Annotated in this window: 34 protein-coding genes; 29 read left to right on the top strand and 5 right to left on the bottom strand. The window is 62.0% G+C overall.

Going from position 1 to position 21,758, the window contains the following annotated elements; all coding sequences use genetic code 11:
- The first annotated feature begins 92 nt into the window (after window positions 1-92).
- The gene (locus H7828_RS03465) at window positions 93-926 is read left to right on the top strand and encodes a DUF5131 family protein (protein ID WP_226779566.1); all 834 of its coding nucleotides are present in this window, start codon (window positions 93-95) and stop codon (window positions 924-926) included.
- Between the two features lie 116 nt (window positions 927-1,042).
- The gene (tcmP, locus tag H7828_RS03460; RefSeq protein ID WP_342592280.1) at window positions 1,043-1,828 is read left to right on the top strand and encodes a three-Cys-motif partner protein TcmP; all 786 of its coding nucleotides are present in this window, start codon (window positions 1,043-1,045) and stop codon (window positions 1,826-1,828) included.
- A gap of 65 nt (window positions 1,829-1,893) precedes the next feature.
- On the opposite strand, the gene H7828_RS03455 is transcribed toward tcmP, so the two are convergent.
- The 3 genes from H7828_RS03455 to H7828_RS03445 all read right to left on the bottom strand — a co-directional run bounded on the left by H7828_RS03455 (window position 1,894) and on the right by H7828_RS03445 (window position 3,823).
- Window positions 1,894-2,463, bottom strand: a complete 570-nt coding sequence (locus H7828_RS03455) for a hypothetical protein (RefSeq protein ID WP_226779563.1) — start codon at window positions 2,461-2,463, stop codon at window positions 1,894-1,896.
- A 118-nt stretch (window positions 2,464-2,581) separates the two neighbouring features.
- Window positions 2,582-2,971: a heavy metal-binding domain-containing protein gene (locus H7828_RS03450; protein WP_425354925.1), complete on the bottom strand. Its 390-nt coding sequence runs from the start codon at window positions 2,969-2,971 to the stop codon at window positions 2,582-2,584.
- Between the two features lie 99 nt (window positions 2,972-3,070).
- Window positions 3,071-3,823, bottom strand: coding sequence for a S24 family peptidase (locus H7828_RS03445; protein ID WP_226779562.1), 753 nt, complete (start codon window positions 3,821-3,823; stop codon window positions 3,071-3,073).
- A gap of 340 nt (window positions 3,824-4,163) precedes the next feature.
- Between H7828_RS03445 and H7828_RS03440 the strand changes: the two genes are divergently transcribed.
- Window positions 4,164-4,565: a hypothetical protein gene (locus H7828_RS03440; RefSeq protein WP_226779561.1), complete on the top strand. Its 402-nt coding sequence runs from the start codon at window positions 4,164-4,166 to the stop codon at window positions 4,563-4,565.
- 192 nt (window positions 4,566-4,757) lie between these two features.
- A complete protein-coding gene (locus H7828_RS03435; RefSeq protein ID WP_226779560.1) occupies window positions 4,758-4,964 on the top strand; it encodes a hypothetical protein in 207 nt (68 codons plus the stop codon).
- Between the two features lie 126 nt (window positions 4,965-5,090).
- Here H7828_RS03435 and H7828_RS03430 read toward each other — a convergent pair whose 3' ends face one another.
- Window positions 5,091-5,513 (bottom strand): hypothetical protein, encoded by a 423-nt coding sequence (locus H7828_RS03430; protein WP_226779558.1) that lies wholly within the window; start codon window positions 5,511-5,513, stop codon window positions 5,091-5,093.
- Window positions 5,514-5,684: 171 nt separating this feature from the next.
- Between H7828_RS03430 and H7828_RS03425 the strand changes: the two genes are divergently transcribed.
- From H7828_RS03425 to H7828_RS03385, 9 genes are all read left to right on the top strand, one after another.
- A complete protein-coding gene (locus tag H7828_RS03425; protein ID WP_226779557.1) occupies window positions 5,685-5,921 on the top strand; it encodes a hypothetical protein in 237 nt (78 codons plus the stop codon).
- Window positions 5,921-6,151 carry a hypothetical protein gene (locus tag H7828_RS03420; RefSeq protein ID WP_226779555.1) on the top strand — a complete coding sequence of 77 codons (231 nt, stop codon included), beginning with the start codon at window positions 5,921-5,923 and terminating at the stop codon, window positions 6,149-6,151. Before H7828_RS03425 ends, H7828_RS03420 begins: the two co-directional genes overlap by 1 nt.
- Entirely contained in the window at window positions 6,148-6,981 is an 834-nt protein-coding gene (locus H7828_RS03415; protein WP_226779554.1) for a ParB/RepB/Spo0J family partition protein, read from the top strand. The genes H7828_RS03420 and H7828_RS03415 overlap by 4 nt, the downstream gene beginning before the upstream one ends.
- Window positions 6,978-9,104, top strand: a complete 2,127-nt coding sequence (locus H7828_RS03410) for a transposase domain-containing protein (protein WP_226779552.1) — start codon at window positions 6,978-6,980, stop codon at window positions 9,102-9,104. Before H7828_RS03415 ends, H7828_RS03410 begins: the two co-directional genes overlap by 4 nt.
- A 76-nt stretch (window positions 9,105-9,180) precedes the next feature.
- Window positions 9,181-9,924 (top strand): AAA family ATPase, encoded by a 744-nt coding sequence (locus tag H7828_RS03405; protein ID WP_226779550.1) that lies wholly within the window; start codon window positions 9,181-9,183, stop codon window positions 9,922-9,924.
- On the top strand, window positions 9,921-10,490 hold the full coding sequence (locus H7828_RS03400) for a hypothetical protein (protein ID WP_226779549.1): 570 nt from the start codon (window positions 9,921-9,923) through the stop codon (window positions 10,488-10,490). Before H7828_RS03405 ends, H7828_RS03400 begins: the two co-directional genes overlap by 4 nt.
- Window positions 10,487-10,852: a hypothetical protein gene (locus H7828_RS03395; RefSeq protein ID WP_226779548.1), complete on the top strand. Its 366-nt coding sequence runs from the start codon at window positions 10,487-10,489 to the stop codon at window positions 10,850-10,852. The genes H7828_RS03400 and H7828_RS03395 overlap by 4 nt, the downstream gene beginning before the upstream one ends.
- Window positions 10,849-11,178 (top strand): helix-turn-helix domain-containing protein, encoded by a 330-nt coding sequence (locus H7828_RS03390; protein WP_226779546.1) that lies wholly within the window; start codon window positions 10,849-10,851, stop codon window positions 11,176-11,178. Before H7828_RS03395 ends, H7828_RS03390 begins: the two co-directional genes overlap by 4 nt.
- A 44-nt stretch (window positions 11,179-11,222) precedes the next feature.
- A complete protein-coding gene (locus tag H7828_RS03385; RefSeq protein WP_226779545.1) occupies window positions 11,223-11,873 on the top strand; it encodes a DUF3164 family protein in 651 nt (216 codons plus the stop codon).
- 25 nt (window positions 11,874-11,898) lie between these two features.
- Here H7828_RS03385 and H7828_RS03380 read toward each other — a convergent pair whose 3' ends face one another.
- Window positions 11,899-12,396, bottom strand: coding sequence for a hypothetical protein (locus H7828_RS03380; RefSeq protein ID WP_226779543.1), 498 nt, complete (start codon window positions 12,394-12,396; stop codon window positions 11,899-11,901).
- Window positions 12,397-12,490: 94 nt separating this feature from the next.
- On the opposite strand from H7828_RS03380, the gene H7828_RS03375 reads away from it, so the two are divergent.
- From H7828_RS03375 to H7828_RS03300, 16 genes are all read left to right on the top strand, one after another.
- Entirely contained in the window at window positions 12,491-12,940 is a 450-nt protein-coding gene (locus H7828_RS03375; protein WP_226779542.1) for a regulatory protein GemA, read from the top strand.
- The gene (locus H7828_RS03370) at window positions 12,937-13,191 is read left to right on the top strand and encodes a hypothetical protein (protein WP_226779541.1); all 255 of its coding nucleotides are present in this window, start codon (window positions 12,937-12,939) and stop codon (window positions 13,189-13,191) included. Before H7828_RS03375 ends, H7828_RS03370 begins: the two co-directional genes overlap by 4 nt.
- Before the next feature lie 68 nt (window positions 13,192-13,259).
- Window positions 13,260-13,571, top strand: coding sequence for a helix-turn-helix domain-containing protein (locus H7828_RS03365; protein ID WP_226779540.1), 312 nt, complete (start codon window positions 13,260-13,262; stop codon window positions 13,569-13,571).
- A gap of 80 nt (window positions 13,572-13,651) precedes the next feature.
- A complete protein-coding gene (locus H7828_RS03360) occupies window positions 13,652-14,362 on the top strand; it encodes an NlpC/P60 family protein (RefSeq protein WP_226779539.1) in 711 nt (236 codons plus the stop codon).
- Window position 14,363: 1 nt separating this feature from the next.
- Window positions 14,364-14,684: a hypothetical protein gene (locus H7828_RS03355; protein ID WP_226779538.1), complete on the top strand. Its 321-nt coding sequence runs from the start codon at window positions 14,364-14,366 to the stop codon at window positions 14,682-14,684.
- Window positions 14,681-14,905, top strand: coding sequence for a hypothetical protein (locus H7828_RS03350; RefSeq protein ID WP_226779537.1), 225 nt, complete (start codon window positions 14,681-14,683; stop codon window positions 14,903-14,905). The genes H7828_RS03355 and H7828_RS03350 overlap by 4 nt, the downstream gene beginning before the upstream one ends.
- A 4-nt stretch (window positions 14,906-14,909) precedes the next feature.
- On the top strand, window positions 14,910-15,320 hold the full coding sequence (locus H7828_RS03345; RefSeq protein WP_226779536.1) for a hypothetical protein: 411 nt from the start codon (window positions 14,910-14,912) through the stop codon (window positions 15,318-15,320).
- On the top strand, window positions 15,317-15,709 hold the full coding sequence (locus H7828_RS03340) for a hypothetical protein (protein WP_226779535.1): 393 nt from the start codon (window positions 15,317-15,319) through the stop codon (window positions 15,707-15,709). Before H7828_RS03345 ends, H7828_RS03340 begins: the two co-directional genes overlap by 4 nt.
- Entirely contained in the window at window positions 15,706-16,005 is a 300-nt protein-coding gene (locus tag H7828_RS03335; RefSeq protein WP_226779533.1) for a VpaChn25_0724 family phage protein, read from the top strand. Before H7828_RS03340 ends, H7828_RS03335 begins: the two co-directional genes overlap by 4 nt.
- A complete protein-coding gene (locus H7828_RS03330; protein ID WP_226779532.1) occupies window positions 15,983-16,312 on the top strand; it encodes a VpaChn25_0724 family phage protein in 330 nt (109 codons plus the stop codon). Before H7828_RS03335 ends, H7828_RS03330 begins: the two co-directional genes overlap by 23 nt.
- A gap of 4 nt (window positions 16,313-16,316) precedes the next feature.
- Complete coding sequence (locus tag H7828_RS03325) at window positions 16,317-16,895, top strand: phage protein Gp27 family protein (protein ID WP_226779531.1); 579 nt, start codon at window positions 16,317-16,319, stop codon at window positions 16,893-16,895.
- A complete protein-coding gene (locus tag H7828_RS03320) occupies window positions 16,892-17,188 on the top strand; it encodes a ubiquitination-like system serine protease family protein (RefSeq protein ID WP_226779530.1) in 297 nt (98 codons plus the stop codon). Before H7828_RS03325 ends, H7828_RS03320 begins: the two co-directional genes overlap by 4 nt.
- The gene (locus H7828_RS03315) at window positions 17,188-17,346 is read left to right on the top strand and encodes a hypothetical protein (RefSeq protein WP_226779528.1); all 159 of its coding nucleotides are present in this window, start codon (window positions 17,188-17,190) and stop codon (window positions 17,344-17,346) included. The genes H7828_RS03320 and H7828_RS03315 overlap by 1 nt, the downstream gene beginning before the upstream one ends.
- On the top strand, window positions 17,343-18,782 hold the full coding sequence (locus tag H7828_RS03310; RefSeq protein WP_226779526.1) for a terminase large subunit domain-containing protein: 1,440 nt from the start codon (window positions 17,343-17,345) through the stop codon (window positions 18,780-18,782). The genes H7828_RS03315 and H7828_RS03310 overlap by 4 nt, the downstream gene beginning before the upstream one ends.
- A gap of 93 nt (window positions 18,783-18,875) precedes the next feature.
- Window positions 18,876-20,519, top strand: a complete 1,644-nt coding sequence (locus H7828_RS03305; RefSeq protein WP_226779525.1) for a DUF935 domain-containing protein — start codon at window positions 18,876-18,878, stop codon at window positions 20,517-20,519.
- Window positions 20,512-21,747, top strand: coding sequence for a phage head morphogenesis protein (locus tag H7828_RS03300; RefSeq protein WP_226779523.1), 1,236 nt, complete (start codon window positions 20,512-20,514; stop codon window positions 21,745-21,747). Before H7828_RS03305 ends, H7828_RS03300 begins: the two co-directional genes overlap by 8 nt.
- The last annotated feature ends 11 nt before the right edge of the window (window positions 21,748-21,758 follow it).

The raw sequence follows: 21,758 nt of genomic DNA, 5'->3' as shown, positions 1-21,758 counted from the left end.
GATTTCCCTATAGACCGTCATTGGCCGCGCCAGTGGCCAGAAACATTGATCTGCCCGAATGACTGTGCGACGGTGATCTCCGGAGGTCTCCTATGGGCGCGAATTCGAAGATAGAATGGACAACTCACACGTTCAATCCGTGGTGGGGCTGCACGAAAGTATCCGAGGCATGCAAGCATTGCTACGCGGAGGCTTGGGCAAAGCGTGTTGGCCAGAACGTATGGGGCCCGAAGCCGGAACGGCGGCAGTTGAGCGATACGCACTGGCGACAACCGCTCAAGTGGAACCGTGACGCAGAGGGTGCCGCCGAACGACCCCGTGTCTTTTGTGCGTCCATGGCGGATGTTTTCGAGGATCGCGAGGAGTTGGTACCGCTGCGAGCACGACTGTTCGATCTAATTGAAGAAACTCCCAATCTCGATTGGCTATTGCTGACGAAGCGCCCGCAGAACGTAGCCAGGATGGCGAAATGGCAAGCTGAGTGGCCGGACAATGTCTGGCTCGGAACGACAGTTGAACTGCAGCACCGAGCCGACGAGCTTTTGCCCTACCTGGCCGCAATACCCGCCAAGGTAAGGTTCATCTCCGCTGAACCCCTTCTAGGGTCGCTGGCCATCGAGCCTTGGCTGGAGACGACAATCGATTGGGTGATTACAGGTGGCGAGAGCGGACCGAAAGCACGTCCAGCATCACCCGAGTGGTTCCGATCTTTGCATTCACAATGCATGCGCACCGAGACAGCGTTTCATTTCAAGCAATGGGGCGACTGGGCGCCCGGCGATGGTATTAACATGCTGCTCGCAGACAGGGCGAAAGAGGCCCGAGCGGCAGATGGCACACGGATGCTACGTGTCGGCAAGAAAATTGCAGGGCGAAAACTGGACGGACTGGAATGGGATCAGCTTCCCGCGGCAAAGGCCTGGTAGAACAGGCCGAACTATTTTCGTTGGAGGATCTCGCGCCGCCCAAAGCGCAAGCGAGTTTCAAACTGGATTCTCCCAGGTCTCCGGCCAGAGGCTTTAACAGGGCCCCGGATCAAACAGTGTCCAAAAGCAAGCTGATTGCCGGATATCTGGCGAAGTATCAGTTTGTCACAAAAGGTGGCCTTTACATCGACGGATTTGCGGCACCGCAAAAGCGAGATGATGAAACTGCCTGGACGGCCAGGCGTGTTCTGGAGATAAATCCGCCAAGGATCAGGCGCTTGTGGTTGTGCGACAACGACCCCAAAGGCCTTCTGCAGTTGCGCCGTCTGAAGGCGGCGCATCACCGCAAGCCTGCGTTTCGCCATGTCTCAATCATGGAAGGAGACTTCAACGAAACCGTTAAAACCATTCTCATGGCGGGGCGAATGTATAAGAGAACGCCTGTCTTTGCGTTGCTCGATCAACGAACGGCAGAATGTCACTGGAGTACCGTCCAACTCTTGGCCAGGAAGGCCGGAGTGCGGAAGATCGAACTGATGTATTTTTTAGGAACCTCGTGGATACATAGATCACTGACACAGTCTCGAACTCCTGCACGGACAACGCAGTTGGACAAGTGGTGGGGCGGAGATACGTGGCGTTCTCTGGTCGAATTGACCCAGCAGGATCTTGCGCTCCATGTGGCGAACAGGTTCATCAAAGAATTGGGGTATAGTTACGTCAAGCCCTATCCGATCCTCCAGCGCGATGGGGAAAAAAAGGTGGCCTTCTATCTGATCCACGCCAGCGATCATCCTGATGCCCCAAAGCTAATGGGTCGGGCGTATCTGGACGTCGTCGGTGATATTGCCCGATCACCGGTTGATTCACAGAGAAATTGGCTGGACGACCCAGCGCCATAGCCAACGGTCAAAATCGGTCCATCCCCCACCTGCACCGCTCACGGCCAGTATCTGCAGGATATTTTCTACCGGACCGCGCTGTGGATCCAGTCGGCCGCGACAGACACATTGTACGCTTCAAGCGCGATGTTCATGTCGCGCAGCCACGATCCGGTATATCGTTTCACGACAGGTTTGCCGTCGATAGACTTCATGTTGCCCATCAGCAGTACGAACAATGGGAGGGGGCTGCCATGCGTTGACGGCACACCCCAACTCGCTTGGCAGCCCGCTTCACGGGCGGTATCCGCGTCTAGAAAATAGATGGCCTCGCCGTCTTCGGTAAGAACCAAACGTTCAAAGTCCTCCTTCGCGAGGCGTGAAACCTGAAGAAGGATCATCAGCCCTGCTGCCGATAGAGTGTCGCCCGGAACGGAGATGACCTCGACCCTGAGGTCACCCGCCTGAAGGCTGATTCCCAATTCAAAGCCATGCGTGAACTCTGATTGGTTCAGGTGATCCGCCAAGTTCTCAACCGGAACCGAATATGGTTTGAGATGTGCAACGTTTGGATAAGGATTTTGCCACGACGAACAGTCAGCGGCGAAAGCAATGCTGGTGGACATGAAGATGATCGCCGTCGAAAGCTTGAACACTCTGCCTCTCCCTATGTCGTCACCAGATGATCTGCTCAATGATGCTGTGGTTGTTGCTGTTGAAGTGCGGGTGCACACACATCGTCTTTCTCGAAGGAGGCAACAAGCGGTTCCCCGGTCATCTCTTCTCTCCCATACGGACGGCCGTGCCACTCACGGCCACGATCAGCATGTTGGTCGAGGCGGCGCTGGTCGACAGGCTGTGATAGTCGATGTCCACGGCAACCACGGCGTCGCCGCCCAGGTCGGCGGCCTTGAGCCGCAGATCCTCGAACGCTGCCTCGCGCGCCTCTGCCAGCGTCTTCTGAACCGTGCCGCTGCGTCCCCCGAAGATGTCACGCAGATTCGCCAAGGCATCCTTGAACAGGTTCATGCCAAGAACAACTTCGCTCGCCACAATCCCGAGCCGCTCCACTTCGCCAATGTGCGTCTCGGTGGTGAGGAGGATCGCACGGTTGCGAGTTGCTTGAGCTTGTTTGTGGGAGGCCTGACCTGCAGCCTCTAACACGCAGTCTGTACACTTCGCCCCCTTGTAGTCTACGAGAGCGCCGCCGAATTTCGTACCACAGAGTTCACATGTCGCCATTTTGATGTTTGTTCTCTCGAATCAGTACCATCTATTTTGAAGTATTGCCTTGTTTCTCGAGGTCCTTGCGGTATCGGCCATCCTTCGATGTTTGCTTCGCTTGTCTGTCCAGCTGTGCCCGTGCCAAACGACACGACCGAGAATTCGAAATCCGTCGCCGTCTCGTTCCGTGCGGGCCTCGGTCGGATAATCCGGATTATCCGAAAGCAATAACAACTGGTCAGCGAGCCACTCGATCCGCTTTATACGTGCGTCACCCGTCACGTCGATGAAGGCATAGATGTGTCCGTCACGCAGATCTTGCATCCGGCGGTCAATCAAGACCAAGTCACCATCCATTAGACGGGGCTCCATGCTGTCCCCTTTTACCGTGACCACCATGCAACGGTCCGCGATCAGACCTTCCCGTGCTAGCCAGTCGGACCGGAAGGCAACTGGTGCAAGCGGCTGTGTGTTGTCGCCGTTCGCGCCCGGGCCGGCGGACAGCTGGGCATCGTAGCGCCTGATCTCGTGATAGTCGGCCAATGGCTTCTGGTCATCCTGATCGCTGTCGGTGTTGCTGCATGGCTGTCTCGGCAAACCGAAATACAGCTCCAAGTTTAAGACTTGAGCCAATTTTGAGAGGTTCTCTAAGGACGGCATCCCATGTCGCTCGCGACGCATGTTCGAAATGAGTGTGCGATTGCCAACCGCCGCCTCAGAAGCGCCTGCGATGGTCCATCCCATCTCAGCGATCCGGTCTTCTATGACCTTCAGTATGTCCGCCTTCTCCATGTTGGCAGTTCTGCCAATAAATAAGCGCACCCGCAAGTTCCCTCTTGACGTTGGCACGTAAGCCAATATTAGATGTTGGCATGAACGCCAATAATGATATCCGAAACATACTGTTTCTTGCCGAGGCCTTCGGTCGTCACCGGAACCTGCAGCGCAGCACTGTGAGCCTGCGATCAGCAGGGCGTGGTGGGTATTTCGAGCTGCTGGAAAATAGCCGGGCTGGCATGACGTTATCCCGTCGCGATCGAATACTCGTTTGGTTCGCTGAGAACTGGCCGAGCGATCTCGAATGGCCACAGGATATTCCGCGCCCCACTCCCTGCAAAAAGGAGACTGCCCGATGATCGTCCGTGATCCCAGTTCCCAAAGGCCGCGGCCCCGCGCAGCTGAGCGGCCTGCGGGCATCATTGCCGGCATTACCACCTATGACGATGGCGCGGTGGTCATCGCGTTGTCCGAGCGCACGCTTGAATTACTTCTTGACGAGGGTGTGTCGCTGAACAAGTTCCTTGGCGTGGTGCAGTTCGACCAGTTGATGCATCGGCGCCGGACGATCGACGCTGACGTTTCAGCGCCTCTGGGTTTCCTGAAGGAACCAGTCGATCCAATGATCGAGACTGTCCAGCGCAAGGTCACTTTGCGTGCCCATAGCCTGCGCCGTTTTCAGGCGAAGCTCGGCCTCTTCTTTCGTAGGCCCGATCAGCGCCGGGTTGGCGCGACAGGCGGCCACCGTGAAGGATAATGCCAAAGTGGATTGTGCGAAAACATCCGCGCGCAAGGCCGTCAACTCGGCCTGCAATTCCGAAATCCTAGCCTTGTCCGACATGCCATTGCACCTTTCCGCCCGGTCCCTGAGCGAACCTAGCAGCGCGCCGTCGGGTTCGGGAACCCCAATTCAATGTGCGCCCACCCTCATTCCGAAGGAGACTGCCCGATGATCCCCGTCCGCATTCCGCCCGCCGAGATGGCCCGCGAGGCCTGTTCGGCCATGAGCGACAGTCAGAAGGTCGCCTTTGCGATCGAGCTTTCCAACTGCATCACCGACCCCCGCCAGGCGGCAGGTCTTCTGAGGCTTGGACGGCTCGCGACCCATGCGGGCGAGTTGATGATGCGTGCCCAGTTCGAGGCGGAGTGCGGGTGATGGAAGAGCATTTCAACACCCCCCAGTTCCCTGACCCGCGCGATGGAACGCGTGCGGACGAAGGGAAGACCCCCGGGCGCTTGCCCCCCGCTCACGGTAGCGACCGGGGGGCACTTGCCCGGCTGATCACTGCAATCCGTCTGCGATTGCAATCCAAGCAAACGGAACAGAGCAACTGCCGAGAACAACCGACATCCTTTGATACCAGTCCTGCGGCAGAAGGCACCATTGCGGCGCCTCGTGTCCCGGCCCGGCATAGCCTTCGAGATTGTCGAGCACACGACCAACCCGAAGCGCCTGAAACACAATCCTTTCGCGCTCGGTGGATGACAGGCTCTGATGCCACGCGTTTTCGGTTTTCGGTGCCTCACGTGGAAAGCGATCCGTCATGAAGACACGCCATTCATCATCGGTTGTCGCTTCGACGCTGGCCGGAAGGCAGCCGCAGGCTGCGATCACAAATCCGAGTTCGATGCGCAGTTCATTCGGGCGGAACAGCCTGAGCGGCAAGTCGTTCATAAAGTCGTCATTGATGGTGCTACGCAGCATCTTCGAATCCCTCCGTCGGTTGTTTGGTCACGCCGATGGTAGGGGCGGCGTCGGTTCGGTGTCCATCTCCTCCCGGACATCGGACTGGCGCCGGTTGATCGCCGATGCAGCCGGCTGCGCGGCCCTGTTTGTTATGCTGTTCGGCGCGCTGGCGCTGGAATGGGTGCTGTCATGAGTGTCACCCCGCTGGACCATTTCCGCCGCCTTGACCGGGCAATGATGCGCCTGTCGGCGTTGGTCGCCCGGGCTGAAGGCCACTATCCGCAGAAGGCGCCCGGCGAGGTGATCCTGTCGGTGACCCACGAGTTTGAGGAGGCTTTAACGGCCTATTCAAGACTCGTTGAAAGCGGTGCCATCGACGATATCGAGGGCATCCTGGCGGTCACCTATGGTGGTGGGGCCGCGTGATGCATGCCGCGACAATGACATCCGAGCGGTTGCAGCGTCTGCGCAGGGTTCTTGCCGACGGCAAGCCGCACAGTACCCGCGACATCGCACGGCGCAGTCACGTCCTGGCCATCAGCGCCTGCGTCGCCGAACTGCGCGCGAATGGCGCCGAGATCGTCTGTGAGCGGCTGCGCGTCGGCGATCGCTGGGTGTTTTTCTATACGATGCTGAAGGGACCGGCCTCCGAATGATCCACCGTCTGAACACCGTGACGGAACTTCCCGTCGACGAGATCGCCCTGGAAGGGCGGCTGCGCGATGTCTCCGAAAGCGGCGTCGCAAGCCTTATGGATGCGATCCGCGCCCGTGGGTTCGTGGGGCGCATCCAGGTGCGCCGCAAACCGGATGGCGATGTCGTCATGGATGGCGCGCATCGCCTGACAGCCATGCGGCAGCTGGGCGAGACGACGATCCCCGTTGAGGTGTTCAAGTGCAACGATGCCGAGGCGCGGCTTTTCGAGGTGGACGGAAACCTGGCGGGGGCCGATCTGACGGCGCTGGATACGTCGGTGTTCCTGGCGGCGCGCAAGCGCGTCTATGAAGAGCTGCATCCGGAAACACGGGCAGGTGTTGCGGGGGCGACGGCGAGATGGACCGATGCAAGCGACATGATGTCGTTTGCATCGGCAACAGCCGAAAAGTTCGGCCTTTCCAAGCGTCACGTCGAGCGATTGGTTGCCGCGGGAGACAAGCTGAACGCCGAGGAGATCGCCCGGCTGCGCGCCGCCCCGCGGAAGGTGACCCTGGCCGATCTGCAGGCGATCGCGAAGATACACACCGCCGATGAACGGTTCGACGTCGTGGCCCGTCTCGTCGAGGGGCGTTCGAAGTCGGCTGCCGAGGCCCGCCGCGCCTGGGCGATGCGCGACAGGCCGCAAACCGTCATCAGTGCGAAGGAAGCGGCCTATCTGAAGCTGATCAACCTTTGGTCCCAGACCACCCCCGGTGTCCGACGCCAGTTCGTCGAGGACCGGGCGGTGGAACTGCGCGAGATGCTGGCGCAGCTGGGAGGTGACAAGTGAGTTCCGTAACCCATCCTGAGCAGATCTGGTGGTCCGCAGCCGAACTGGCCGAGGCGGAATTGCCGGGGATGCCCACGACGAAACGTCGGGTCAATGCCCTGGCGGATCGTGAGGGCTGGCAGGGCGATGCCCGGCATGCGCGGCGCCGTTCCAGGCGGGGCGGTGGATGGGAGTACCACTGGATGCTGTTGCCCCTGCGCGCCCGCCAGTGGTTGCTGCGGGCGGCAGAAGCCTCTTCCAGCGCGCCGGCCGCAAAGTCGCCTGTCGATGCGCATGCCTATTTCGACAGCCTTCCTGAAACCCACAAGGCGCGGGCCCGCGAACGGCTGGCAGTGCTTCAGCAGGTGGAAGCGCTTCAGGATGCAGGGCTGACCAAGCAGGTGGCAATCGAACAGGCCGCCCTGTCCTCGGGCGCTTCGGTGCGTGCGATCTGGAACTGGTACGGCATGGTGGCAGGGCAAGACGCGATGGACTGGTTGATGCACCTGGCCCCCCAGTACAGGAATGCCCGGCGGACAGACCGCCGCGATGGCATCGACCCTACTTTCTTTGCCTGGATCAAGGGCGACTACCTGCGCCGCGAGGCGCCGGCATTTGCAGCCTGTTATCGCCGTGCCGTGCGCTATTGCCAGGCCCAGGGCATCGAGGTTCCGCCGCGCCACACGGCATTGCGCCGCCTCAAGGCCGAGGTGCCGCGCGTGACGATGGTCTATGCCCGTGAAGGTGAGGCGGGCTTGCAGCGGTGCTATCCGCCCCAGGTGCGCGACCGCACCAGCATGGTTGCGATGGAAGGGGTGAATGCGGACTGCCACAGGTTCGATGTCTTCGTCCGCTGGCCCGGCGAGAAGGACCCCAGCCGCGCGCAGATCATCGCGTTCCAGGACATCTTCAGTGGCAAGATTCTGTCGTGGCGGATCGACCATACGCCGAACAAGGTGATGGTGATGGCCGCCTTTGTCGAGATGGTCGAAAACTGGGGTGTGCCGAAACACTGTCTTTTCGACAACGGCCGGGAGTTCGCGAACAAGTGGATGACCGGCGGTGCAAAGACGCGTTTCCGCTTCAGGATTCTGGACGATGATCCGGCGGGCATTCTGGAGTTGCTGCAGATCAAGATCCACTGGGCGACGCCGGGTCACGGGCAGGCCAAGCCGATCGAGCGGGCATTTCGGGATTTTGCCGAGGACATTGCAAAGGACCCGCGTTTCGCGGGGGCCTATGTGGGCAACCGGCCCGACGCCAAGCCCGAGAACTATGGCAACCGCGCCATCCCGATCGACGAGTTCGTCGCCGTGGTGGGCGAGCTGATCGATGCGCACAACGCCCGGATGGGGCGCCTGTCGCCCACCGTGAAAGGCGCGAGCTTCGATGAAGCCTTCGCGAAAAGCTACGAGGTGACGAAGGTCAAGAAGCTGAGTGGCGAACAGAAGCGGCTGTTGATGATGGGCCAGGAGGCTCGCAGGCTGCATCGCAGCCACGGCCGCCTGACGCTCTTCGACAACGTCTACTACGATCCGTGGATGGTCGATCACGCCGGTCAGCGCGTCGTCGTCCGGTTCGACCCCGAGCAGCTGCATGGCGCTGTCCATATCTACAGCGAGAAGGGTGAGTTCCTTGGCAGCGCGGCGTGCGAGCAGAAGGTCGGGTTTTTCGATGTCACCGAAGCTCATGCCCATGGCCGCCGTAACGCCCGCATCAAGAGGGCCGAGCGGGCCCTGGAGAAAGAGCTCAACACGGTGTCTCCGCGCCAGTTGGCCGCCGACATGCGGGCCACGGCACCCGAGGAAACCGCCCGCCCGGAAGCCAAGGTGGTGCAGATGGCGCGTTCCAGCAAGCCACTGGCACCCCCCAAGCCCCGCGACCAGGCGCCGGTGCGCAGTGCGGAACAGATCGCGGCCGAGCGGGCCGTGGTGCTGGACCTCGCGATCCGTCGCGAACGCGCCCCGGCCGAGCGGCCGCGCGAAAGGTTCAAGCGGGCTCTGGAATGCGAGGCGCGTGTCGAGGCCGGGGAACCGCTGAGCCCGGAGGATGCGGAGTTCCTGCGCATATATCAGCAATCGGCCGAATATCGGGCCGAACGCACGATGTACGAGAATTTCGGCGACGGAATGTTCGCTGGATAGGCGCCGTCGTGAGGATGCCACCCCACGACGGCAAAATCGAATGCTCGAGCAAAAAGAGCAGTGACTGGTGAGGAAGATGACAGAGCAAGCGAGACTATACAATAGCGTGGCCCCCCTGACGAACGTCAGCGCCCTTGTCGGGCTGATCAGCCGGGTGGTGGACCGCAATCACAACCTTCCGGGGTTGGCTGTTTTCTACGGCCCCTCGGGATATGGCAAGACGACAGCAGCGACATATGCCGCCAATCACTTCGACGCCTATTCGGTGCAGATGAAGAGCGTGTGGCGCCCGGTGAAGCTCTGCGAAGCGATCCTTCTGGAAATGGGGCTGAAACCGGCCCGCGGCATCGCCAACATGGTCGAGCAGATCGGCGAATTGTTGGCGACGTCGAACCGGCCGCTGCTGATCGACGAGGCGGACTTCCTGACGCAGCACAAGATGGTCGAGCTTGTGCGCGACATCTACGAGACCTCGGGGACACCGATCATCCTGATCGGCGAAGAGGAGCTGCCGCAGAAGTTCCAGCCCTGGGAGCGGTTTCACAACCGGGTCCTGGATTGGGTCGCGGCCGAGCGGGCCCAACGCGATGAACTGGATCATCTGGCGCGCATCTACGCCCCCTCGATCACGATCGAAAGCGAGCTCCTCGACAGGCTCATGGTCGGGACCCGCGCCAACATCCGCAGGATCTGCGAAAATTTCGACCGAATGCACGAGTTTTCGCGGGCGCGCGGGTTGAAGACGCTCACGGTGAAGGACTGGGGCGAGAAGGATTTCTTCACCGGTCAGGCCCCGGCTCCACGGAGGGGCCTGAAATGACCCGTCGCCGTCTCACCGAAGCCAAGTACCATCATGCTTGGAACACGGCTGTTCGCCTGGGGGAATTCAGCTGCTACCAGCTGGCGTCAGAATGCGGCCTCGACGCCAAGATGGTTCGCGAGATCGTCGGGGAGTGGGTCAAGGCCCGCCGGGCCGAGTTCACCCACGTCGGCGAAAAGCGCCGCCGGCGCTATCGTCTGATCGGTGATATCGGCGTGCAGCCGCTGTTCCGTAGGCCGGACGGCAGTCCGGTCGGCAACCAGACGCCTCAGGGCAACATGTGGCGTTCGGCACGACAGCTGATGGTGTTCACGCCCCGTGACCTTGCCGTGCATTCGACGACCGACGTGGTGATCGTCAACGAGGAAGATGCGGCTGCCTATTGCCGGATGCTGTTGCGAGGCGCGTATCTGAGGGTCGAGCGCAAGGCGCGCCCGGGCGTTCACCAGGCGCTCTACCGCCTGATCCGCAACACTGGCCCTGCGGCGCCGCGCGAGCGGCGCGTGCGGGCAGTCTATGACGACAACCTGTGCGAGTTCACCCATATCGCGGAGGGCACGCAATGAAAGGGCCTGTCGAAGTCGCGCAGATCGCCTGGGGCGATGTGCCTGACTGGGTGATGGCGCTGGCCGAAGCCTGTGCCGCCACCTCGCAGAACCGTGTGGCCGGGCGCCTTGGACGCTCCGGTGCTTTGGTCAGCACGGTGCTGCGCAACAAGTATTCGGGTGACCTGAGCGCAGTCGAGGTGCGGGTGCGTGGCGTGCTGATGTCCAGCACGATCGAATGCCCGGCGCTGGGTCTGATCCCCGAAAACGAGTGCCAGGATTGGCGTGCCAAGAGCCGGCGGTTCAGCGCGGTGAATGCATTGCGCAGGGACATGTTCCGCGCCTGCAAGGGCTGCCCCCGCAACAGGAAGGAAGAACGATGAACTCGCCACGTGAACGCATCATCGAACTGGCGCAAACCGGGGTGCCGCCTGCCGACATTGCCGCACGGCTGGGCCTGCGTCCCGACCAGGTGCGAGGCATTATCTGCTATGCCCGCCGGAGCGGCATTCAGATCAAACGGTTCAGTGGCGGTCGGCCGATCTCGGCCGACAACCCGCCAGCTGCGAAACCGGCGGCGACCATCGTGGTCGGCGACAGGATTCTCTCGGCGCTCGAGCGCCGGGCCGAGCACGAGGGCCTGGGCGCCTCCGACCTGGCGCGGCGACTGCTGGAGGAAGCGCTGGTCGGAACGGCCGGCTCGTCGTGAACCTTCAACGTCCATCATTCCAAACCCCCGCAAGGAGCCTTTAAATGTCTGTTGAAACCACCCATGAACTTCCGCCGGGCCAGACCATGATCGACGGTCGCCCGCATATGCGCGACGCCAAGGGTCGCGCCGTGCCGATCGACCTCGTCAGCGATGCCGATCAACTGAAGACGCAGACCGTATTGAAGGTGCTGGAATATGCCCGCCCGCTCAGCGCCCAGATCGCCCGCTTCAAGGGGCACACATTTGACGATGTCTACACCCTCGTCGATCTGCTGCGCGAACAGCACGGCGCCAGCGTGGGCGGTGCCAAGGGCAACATTGACCTGATCAGCTTTGACGGCTGCGCAAGGGTGCAGGTGAGTGTCGCCGATCACATCGCCTTCGGTCCCGAACTCGGGATCGCCAAGAGCCTGATCGACGAATGCATTGAGGAATGGAGCGACGGTTCACGCGATGAAATCCGCGCCCTGGTCAACCATGCCTTCAACACCGACAAGGCGGGAAACATCAACCGCGAAGCGCTGTTCTCACTGCGTCGCCTGGATATCAGGCATCCTACCTGGAAGAAGGCGATGCAGGCGATCACCGACAGCATGAGCGTGATCGGTTCCAAGTCCTACATCCGGATCTACACCCGCGCTACGCCGGAAAAAGGCTGGGAGATGGTGCCGCTGAACATCGCGGCGGTGTGATATGGGCAATCTTGTGCAGACACGATCATCTGATCCAGTCATCACGCACTGGTCGTCTGACGGGGCGATCGTCCGGGGCATCGAAAGGAAAGAACTTCTCGCAGGGATTGCACCGCTTTCCTGTTCCCTGCGGCTGCAGAATGCGGCGCTTTCCGTCGTCGGCACAATCGGGACAAATGTAATGAACCGGCTGATTGCCATCCTCGTTCGGCTTCAGCGCGAGTACGATGGCGCCCCCTGCGGTCGCGAAAGGCTCATAGCTTCTTTGAAGTTCAAGTTGGCGGTCAGCCTCCATCACTTCCTTTTTAAGTTCAATAAGGCTGTCAAGAATCGACAGTTGCGCGCGCTGCGCGTTGATCAACTGGTTCTGGAGCTCAAGAGTCAATTCGGCGACCTCGGGGGACATTTCCCCGCCCTTGTTGCCCCTTTTGAGAAGCTCCCGCAGCTTGGTCGCGATATCTGTTCCACCGCCGACGAGGTCGAGCGCCAGCTTGCTGTTTTCAAGAAGGGAATTGTAGTCCAATCGAATCGTCCTTGTTGCCCGAAGTTGCAGAAGTCTAGCACCTGCATTGGCGGTCGGCCGAAATGTTCCTGTGTCCGGATGGCGGGTCACTGACATGACCACCGCCCTCAAACGCATGATCCACGTCGGATGTCGGGAGATCGGCCTGGACGGCGACGCAAGACATGATCTGCAGTTGCTGGTCACCGGCAAGGACAGCCTGACCGACATGTCCGAGGCAGAGCTGAAGGCCGTCGTCTCGGCGCTCGAGGCGCGGGGGTTCCGGGCGCACAAGGGCAAGCGGTCTCGTCCGCTCGCGCCGCGTTCCGACCTGCGCTACATTCATGTGCTCTGGGGACTTCTGGGCAAGGCGGGCAAATTGCAGAAGCCGGGGCGTGCGGGATTGAACGCCTTCGTGCGGTCCCGGTTCGAGGGGCACTGGCAGAGCGTGCCAATCGACATCGACAGCCTTCAGCGTACCGATCAGATCAATGACGTCACCCGTGCCCTGAAGGATTGGTGCCGGCGCGAAGGGATCGCCACCGAACGGACGGTACGGAAATGAAGAAGTCTATCGCCCCGGTCTCCGATCACGCCGTGCTGCGTTATCTTGAACGCGTCAAGGGATTGGATGTCGAAGCGGTGCGTCGCGAGATCGGTCACCTGGTGGACATCCACCTTGATCATCCCGGCGCTTCTGGCGTGATCAACGGCGGCTTCAGTTACAGGATCCGGGGCGGCGTGGTGACGACAGTAATCCGTATCCATAGTTGCGATCCACGCACCGGCGGTCACCGCAGAGAGCGGCCTGAATGACGGCGCCCTCCTGCCAAACACCTGCTCATGTCGCGCCCTGGGAGAGGTTGGTGGGTGAAGAGCGTATCGTGGATTTCCTGCTTAAATTCGGTGGCGCCGAGCTGTATCTGCAAACCGAAAGTGCTGATCGCGCGGACGTTGTAGCCGTGATCGGTCCGGCGGCAACAGCCCGCCTCGCTGCCGCTGCGCGGGCGCTGCCACGCCGGGTTCCGACGGCAAAAAACTATCTGGCCCGCCGTTTGTGCGCGAGTGGCTTGACCAAAAGGCAGATTGCGCGAAAACTGCACGTATCGGACGTGACCGTGAGGCGCTATCTCGACCCGGATGCGCCCCGTCGCCAGCCTCCCCGCCAACCGGATCTGTTTGGCGAGCAGGACTGACCGCAAACCGTTGTGCGTAGTCTGGCCGCCTTCTAGCCCGCAAATTGACCGTGAAGAATTCATGGTCAGAGGGCGGCAGAGTGACACTTCCCACAGTCGATTTTCGCGCGGTCCAACAGCGCCTGAACGAAACCGGCTTCGGCCCGCTGGTCGAAGATGGCATCAAGGGCCCGCGCACGGACGCGGCGATTACCGCCTTCAAACGTTCGATCGGCTTCCGGGCGCGGCCATACTATGGTCCGCTCACCCATGGCGCGCTTTTCGATGGCGCCGTCGATATCCGCGACGCCACCGTTGGGACCGATGACGACATTCCGTGGATGGCCGAAGCGGCGCGCGTGAAGGGACTGCACGAGGCGCGCGACACGGCCCGGTTGCGTACCTGGTTCGACAAGGCTGTCTCCTGGATCGATCCGCGCGAGATCCCCTGGTGCGGTGCTTTCGTGGCCACCGTCATGCGCCGGTGGCAATCGGGCATCGACCTTGTCTCGAACCCGCTGGCGGCGCGGTCATGGCGGCGGTTCGGGCGGCCATGCGATCCGCAGTTCGGTGCGGTCCTCGTGTTCTGGCGTGGGTCCCGGTCCGGATGGCAAGGCCACGTCGGGTTCTACTGGGGCGAGGACGACGAGGCCTTTCATGTGCTGGGCGGCAACCAGAGCAACGCCGTGACGGTGGCCCGTGTTTCCAGGTCCCGCCTGCTGGAGGCGCGCTGGCCGCTTGACGCACCGATGCCTGGCAAGCGGATCCGGCTGTCGCGTGACGGCCAGCCCCTTTCGGCGAACGAGGCCTGAGATGATGCACAAGGCAAAGCCCGTTCTTTTCGCCATCGCCCTGGCACTGACCTGGCCGATGGCGGCGACTGGTCAATCGAGGAACTGCGCAGCCTTCGGCCTGGTCGAGCAGCGACTGGCCGAACGTTTCGGTGAGACGCCGGTCGGCGGTGGAGTCGTCAGCGCCCGGGAGGTACTGGCGATTTATGCAACGAATGATGGCGCGACGTGGACGCTGGTTTCGATCAGCGCGGACGGCGAAGCCTGCATCCTGGGCGGCGGTGTCGACTGGCTCGACCTGATGCCACTTGATCACCCACAACCGGAGAAGGAGAAGTCATGAATTACGAGACGAAAAGCCCGCTCATGTCGCGCGGGGTTCTGGGGGGCGCAATTGCGCTTCTGTCCGGCGCGGCCGGGATGTTCGACTATTCCGTGAGCCCGGCCGACCAGGTTGAAATGGTCCAGTTGGTGATCAGCGTCGTGAGCGGTGTCGGCGGTATCCTTGCGATCATCGGCCGAGTACGGGCCAGCAAGCGCATCGGGCCGATCACGGGCCGCTGACGACATGGGACTGCAGTATTCCGGGGTCACCTTGGCCAGTCACGTCCTTCTGATCCTTGCCCTCCTCATTGTTTTCGCCCGTGCGCAGTATCTGCGCCGGGTCGAGGGCAGTCTGGGGGCGATGATCTCATCGAGCTATGTACGCATGTCCGTGATCGCCGTGTTCACGGCGCTGATTGTCGAGCGAGGCTATTACATCGCGGCGCGGCTTCTGTCTTCGAAGGGTGTGGATCTGTGGTCGGCTCATCCGGCCCCGGAACTGCTGAGCCTGGGTTGCGGGCTGGCGGTTTGGCATGTCTCGGTCGCCGCGAAGAAAGTGGCTGCGTCGAATGGCAGGATCACCATCGTCCTGGCCGGTGTCGAACTGGCGGCGCTGCTCTGTCTTTGGGGTCTCATCGGAGTGGTTCTGTGGTGATCGATCTTCTGCGAAACACCCAGGTCGTGATTGCAGTGCTGCTGGGCATCATCACGGTCCTCGGCGGTGCACTCACCTGGTGGGACCGGCGCAACCGGCGGTACTTCGATACACAGGCCCATGATCTGCAATCCAGTGCGAATTCTCATGGCAAGCGGTTGGAAAAGATCGAAGGCAAGCTGACGGTCATCGACGAGGACCTGGACCGCGTCCGTACCAGGATGACCACGATCGAGGGCGAAATCGGCAAGCTGGCGACCTCGCGGGAGATCGGCGAGGTAAGTGCGCGCCTGGCAAACCTTACCGGTCGCATGGAAGCCAACAACAACACCCTGAACCTGCTGTTCCAGGCGGCATCACGTGCCGACCCTGCGTGGGGCAAGAAATGAGGGGCTGGCCGATCGAAGAGGTCGCCTCCGAATGGCGGCGGCTGAAGGTCCTGACGTATCTGTCGTCCGTTCCGGGCTACGAGGCGGCCGCTTCCATCCTGCGGCTGCACTGCGTGCGGGTTGGCGTCCCCACGAACATCGACCAGCTGCTCGCCACACTCACCTGGCTTGAGGAATTGGGTCTGGTGACGATCCGCCGATACCAGGACGAACCGATCGCCAAGATCACTGCTCTCGGGCGTGACGTTGGTGACGGGACCCGCACGATGCCCGGTGTCACCCGACCCGACCCATGAAAGGAAAGTCTCGATGGCCGAGAACCTGATGACGGAACACCGCCGCCTGGCGGTGCTGAAACACCTTGAACGGTGCTCGCAGTACACCAGCAATGCGTCGATCCTGATCGATGTCGTGCGGGGCGTCGGAGTGCCCAGCAGCGAGGATCAGCTGCGCAGCGCGCTGGCGTGGCTGGACGAGCAGGACCTGATCGAGATCACGGATCACGGGCACGTCGTCATCGCCGTGGCCACCTCTCGCGGCTGCGAGGTGGCGCGTGGAGACGTGACCCATCCCGGCGTCAAGCGTCCGTCGGCGCGGGGCTGAAGGCATGCCGCCGCCACGCAAGATCGATATGCTGCCCGAAGAGTTGCGCAAGTGGCTTCAGGAGGAGCTGCGGGATCGTGGCTTCTCGGGCTATCTCGACCTCACCGAGGCCCTGAACTTCCGGCTGGAACAGGCGGGGCTCGAGGTGCGGATCGGAAAGTCGGCGGTGCATTCCTTCGGCCAGGAATACGAGATGATGGCCAAGGCCCAGGAGGAAGCCAGCGCCTGGGCCGTCAGCTGGATGCAAGACGAGGGTCTGGAAGACGAGGCCAAGCGCCACAACGTGCTGTTTCAAATGATCACGGCCCTGGCCTTCAAGGTCATGAAATCACAGATGCTGAAAGAGGGCGACGAGATCGATCCGAAAGAACTGCACTTCCTCGGGCGGATGCTCAAGGACGTGATGCACTCGTCGGGCATCCGCGAGCAACTGACTGCCGCCGAACGCAAGCGCCTGGCGGAGGAAGCCCGAGAGGCGGAACGTACGGCGCTGGCCCAACGTCTGGACGCGGCCTCGGCCGAGGGAGGCAGCGAAGCCGCCGCCGCCGCCGCCGCCCGGCGCATCCTGGGATTCGGAACATGAGCCTGCGTGCCCTTCACTATACCGACCGCGTGCAGTTCGAGTGCCAGGCCAATCCCGGCAGTTTCATGCTCGAGTCGCGCCGCGCGTCGGGCCGGTTCGAGTTCGTCTACTTCTGCCCGTGTGGCTGTGGTCTGAAGAACCGGTTGCTGATCGGCGAGCTTCACAAGCCGACGGGGCCGCGCCCCAGCTGGCGCTGGAACGGATCGCGCACCGCGCCCAGCCTCGATCCCTCGGTGCACCACATCGATCACTGGCACGGCTGGTTGCGTGACGGCTACTGGGAGGTCTGCTGATGGGGCGCTTCTGGAACGAGCTGTGTGTTCATGCGGTGTTCCATCACTGGAACCCGGTGACGCTGATCCTGAACGATTGGTGGGCGGCGAATGTGCATGTCCGCTATCGCGGCAGGTATCCCGGCTGGGGCCGCTACACGCAGGACGGCGGTCAATGAAACCTGTCGTCGACTTCCTTCCGTATCAGCGCGCCTGGATCGCCGATCAGTCCCGGTTCAAGATCGGTATGTTCGCGCGCCAGACCGGAAAGACCTTCAGCACCGGTGGCGAATGCGTCGATGACTGCTTCCAGGCCTGGGCCGATGGGCGCAAGGCCCGCTGGGTCGTGCTGAGTCGCGGGGAACGCCAGGCGGCCGAGATGATGACGGAGGTGATCAAGCCGTTCACACGCGCCTTTTACGCCGCCTATAACACCCTCTTGAAGGGCGGCGAGCCGACCTATGACGAAACCGAATTCCGAGCGCCACAGGAGAAGGGGCCGGATGCAATCTACAAGCAACTGGAGGTGTCCTTTCCGGGCGGAAGCCGGATCACGGCCTTGCCGGCCAATCCGGACACGGCCCGGGGGTTCTCGGCGAATGTGATCCTCGACGAGTTCGCCTTTCACGCCAAGAGCCGCGACATCTGGGCTGCGCTCTTCCCGGTGATCTCGAAGGGCCAGCAGAAGCTGCGGGTGATCTCGACGCCCAATGGCAAGGGCAACAAGTTCTACGAACTGATGACGGCCGAGGGGTCGGTCTGGTCGCGCCATGTCACCGATATCTATCAGGCCGTCGCGCAGGGGCTGGACCGTGACGTCGACATGCTGCGTTCGGGCATGGCTGACGAGGATGCCTGGGCGCAGGAATACGAGCTGAAATGGCTGGACGAGGCCTCGAGCTGGCTCGACTACGATCTGATCTCGTCGGTGGAACATGAGGCGGCCGGTCACCCGGACGAGTATCGGGGCGGCGCCTGCTATGTCGGTGTCGACATTGCCGCGCGCAACGACCTTTTCGTCATCGTCGTTCTGGAGGAGGTCGGTGACGTCCTTTGGTTGCGTGAAATCACGGCCAAGCGCCGGATCAGCTTTGCCGAGCAGGATGCGTTGCTGGACAGCGTGATGCAGCGCTACCGGGTCGTGCGGGTGGCCATGGACCAGACGGGCATGGGGGAAAAGCCGGTCGAGGATGCCAAGCGACGTCATGGCAATGTTCGTGTCGAAGGGGTGCTCTTCACGGGTGCCCGAAAGCTGGACATGGCAACGACCCTCAAGGAGCGTTTCCAGGACCGCCGCGCCCGGATCCCGGCGGGGGACCCGGTGTTGCGTTCGGATCTGCACGCGATCAAGAGCCAGACCGGATTGACGGGCCAGCGCCGCCTGGTCGCCGATGGGGACACGGACGGGCACGCCGACCGGTTCTGGGCCATCGCTCTGGCGACGGGTGCGGCGGTGACGGGATATCAGCCCTACGAATATCGGGCAGCCGGACGCGAGTCGGTTTCGGCACGTGCCTCCGAAGAGGGCCGGATGACCGACTGGCCCCGCGAGGATCGGGATGATCGCGGCTGGTGGAAAACCCCGCTGGGCGCCGGAATTCGGGGAGGGCTGTGATGGCCGTCCGTGCCACCTGTTTGCTCCCGAAGGCCGGATCGAAACCGGCGCGCGAGCCTCTTTTCTCAAATTGGATAATCGAGCGAGACTGATATGGCCCGCATTCCTCACGTTCTCGACCGCTTCGGTCGTCCTGTTCAACGCTCGGTTCTGACAAGGGAGGTTGCCGCCGCCACGTTCGGCGGTGTGCGCTCGCCGATTTCCGGAACACCGGCCGATGGGTTGAACCCGGTTCGCCTGGCAAACATCCTGCGCGCGGCGGATCGTGGCGATCCTGTCCAGTATCTCGAACTGGCCGAGGTGATCGAAGAGCGGGATCCGCATTACCTGGGGGTACTGGGCACGCGCCGTCGCTCGGTCAGCCAGATCGACATCACGGTGGATGCGGCCAGTGATGCACCGCAGGACGTGAAGATCGCGGACATGGTGCGCGACTGGTTGAAACGCGACGAATTGACTGACGAGATCTTCGATATGCTCGACGCAATCGGGAAAGGTTACAGCTTTACCGAGATCATCTGGGACACGTCTTCGGGTCAGTGGGAACCGCAGCGGCTGGAGTGGCGCGATCCGCGTTGGTTCCGATTTGCCCACCACGACCTGGCAACGCCCATGAAGATCGACGAGAACGGTCAGGACGTGCCCCTCGACCCCTTCAAGTTCATTTTCACGACGATCAAGGCGAAATCCGGCCTTGCGCTGCGTTCGGGCCTGGCACGGGTCGCCGCCTGGGGTTGGATGTTCAAGGCCTATACCCAGCGGGATTGGGCGATCTTCACCCAGACCTATGGGCAGCCGTTGCGCTTGGGGAAATACGGCGCCGGATCCTCGGAGAAGGATCGCGACACACTGTTTGCAGCCGTTGCCAACATCGCGGGCGATTGCGCGGCAACCATTCCCGAGGGGATGGAGATCGAGTTCATCGAAGCCAAGAATGTCGGCTCTGCCTCGGGCCTCTACAAGGAGCGTTCAGACTGGCTGGACCAACAGATCAGCAAGGCCGTGCTGGGTCAGACGGCCACGACCGATGCGGTGACAGGCGGTCTCGGGTCCGGCAAGGAACATCGCGAGGTCCAGGAGGACATCGAGCGCGCCGACGCCAAGGCGCTTTCGGCGATCCTGAACCGTGATCTGATCCGTCCCTGGGTGGATTTGGAGTTCGGCGCGCAGACGCGCTATCCGCGGCTGAAGATCGCGCGGCCCGAGGCGGAAGATCTGAAGGCGGCGGCCGAGGCGCTGGGTATTCTTGTGCCCCTCGGCCTCAGGGTGTCGATGTCCGAGGTGCGCGACAAATACGGCTGGTCCGATCCCAAGCCGAAAGACGAAATCCTGTCAGTTCAGCCACAAACCGCTCCGCCGGGTGCTGGTGACGGCGCGATGTCGGACGCAACCGGCCCTGAGAGCGCCGTTAAATACCCCTTTAATACCCTCGGCGCCCGCGCAGGTGTCACGGCCCCCCAGATGGCCGAAGCGCATCCTACGGGCGCCCCAGGCGAATTTGATCCGGTGAGCGTACTGACCGGACGACTGGAGCGGGAAGCCCGTCCGGCGATGGGCGAGATGATCGGCCGGATCGAGGCGATGCTGGAAGCGGCGCAGAGCTTCGACGAGTTCCGCGACATGCTGCTGAATGGCTATCCTGATCTGGATGCTTCGGCGCTTGCTTCGATCCTGGCCAATGCGATGATGGCCGCCGATCTGGGCGGACGTGCCTTGGTGGCGGCTGACGATGCCTGAACTGGCGGCAACTTTCCGCAAACCATTTGCCGAACAGGTCGCGGCATGGCGGCTACGGCTCGGCGAATTGCGCCCCACCTACGGATCTGCGGATCCGGCCTATGCCGGTCACGACCGGGCCTTCATGGTGGCAGGTGCGGTCAAGGCAGACCTGCTGGCCGATCTTGCAGCCGCAGTGGATCGTGCGGTCGTCGATGGCACCGGGTTCGAGGCGTTCAAGCAGGATTTTCGAAGCATCGTCGAGCGGCGCGGTTGGCACGGCTGGGCCGGCGAGGGCAGCGTGCGGGGCGAAGAATGGCGGATGCGCACGATTTACCGCACCAACATGCAGACCTCCTACATGGCCGGTCGCCATGCGCAGCTTGTCGATGGTGAGTACCGCTGGTGGGTCTATCGCCACAGCGGCGCGGCACATCCGCGCCTGAACCATCTCTCGTGGGATGGCGTGGCGCTGCCGCCGGATCATCCGTTCTGGGGGACACACTATCCGCCCAATGGCTGGGGATGCGGTTGCCTGGTCGAAGGCGCAAGGACCGAGGCCGGAATCCGTCGTGCAGGTGGCGATCCGGGCAAGAAGCTGCCCGAGGGTTGGCAGAGCGCGGATCCACGTACGGGGACGCCTGTTGGTGTCGGTAAGGGGTGGGCGCATGCCCCCGGAGATGACCAGGCGCAGGTGGTTCTGGCGATGCGGGACAAGCTTCCCGTGCTTCCCGCCCCGATCGGTGCGGCCTTTGCAGCATCCTGGCCGGAAGCGGCGAGGCGGCGGCTGGCCAGGGCGTTCGCTGATTTCGTTCAGCGCGCCGCGCTTGCACCTCCGACGAAGCAGTATTTCGAGATTGCCGCGTTGAAGCCAAGCTGGCTCGAAGGGTTGGCCGCCCAGGGTGTGCTGCCGAAGAATGCTTCGATTTCGATCCGCGATACGGACATTCATCACATGCTGCGCACTGCGAAAACCAACCAGATGACGCTGGAGGATATCTCGGCACTCCCGGAATTGCTGGAGCATGCGGACGTGGGATACCTCGATTTGCAGGACCGGTTGCCGACGTTGATGGTCTACCTGATCGAACGGCAGCTGAAACTGATCCTCAAGATCGATTTTACCGAACGCAGGCGTGGCGCGACGATCGTGACCAACCTTGTGCGCAGTGGCCACCCGGCCAGATCGACAGCGGTGACGGCTGATCTGGGACGGGGATTTCCCGTGATATTCGGAAAGGCGCCGTGAACCGGGGTCGG

This window comes from Oceaniglobus trochenteri, assembly GCF_020529025.1.
GTDB lineage: Bacteria > Pseudomonadota > Alphaproteobacteria > Rhodobacterales > Rhodobacteraceae > Oceaniglobus > Oceaniglobus trochenteri.
The sequence above is the reverse complement of the archived record's forward strand: the minus strand, read 5'-3'. Positions and strand labels throughout refer to the sequence as shown.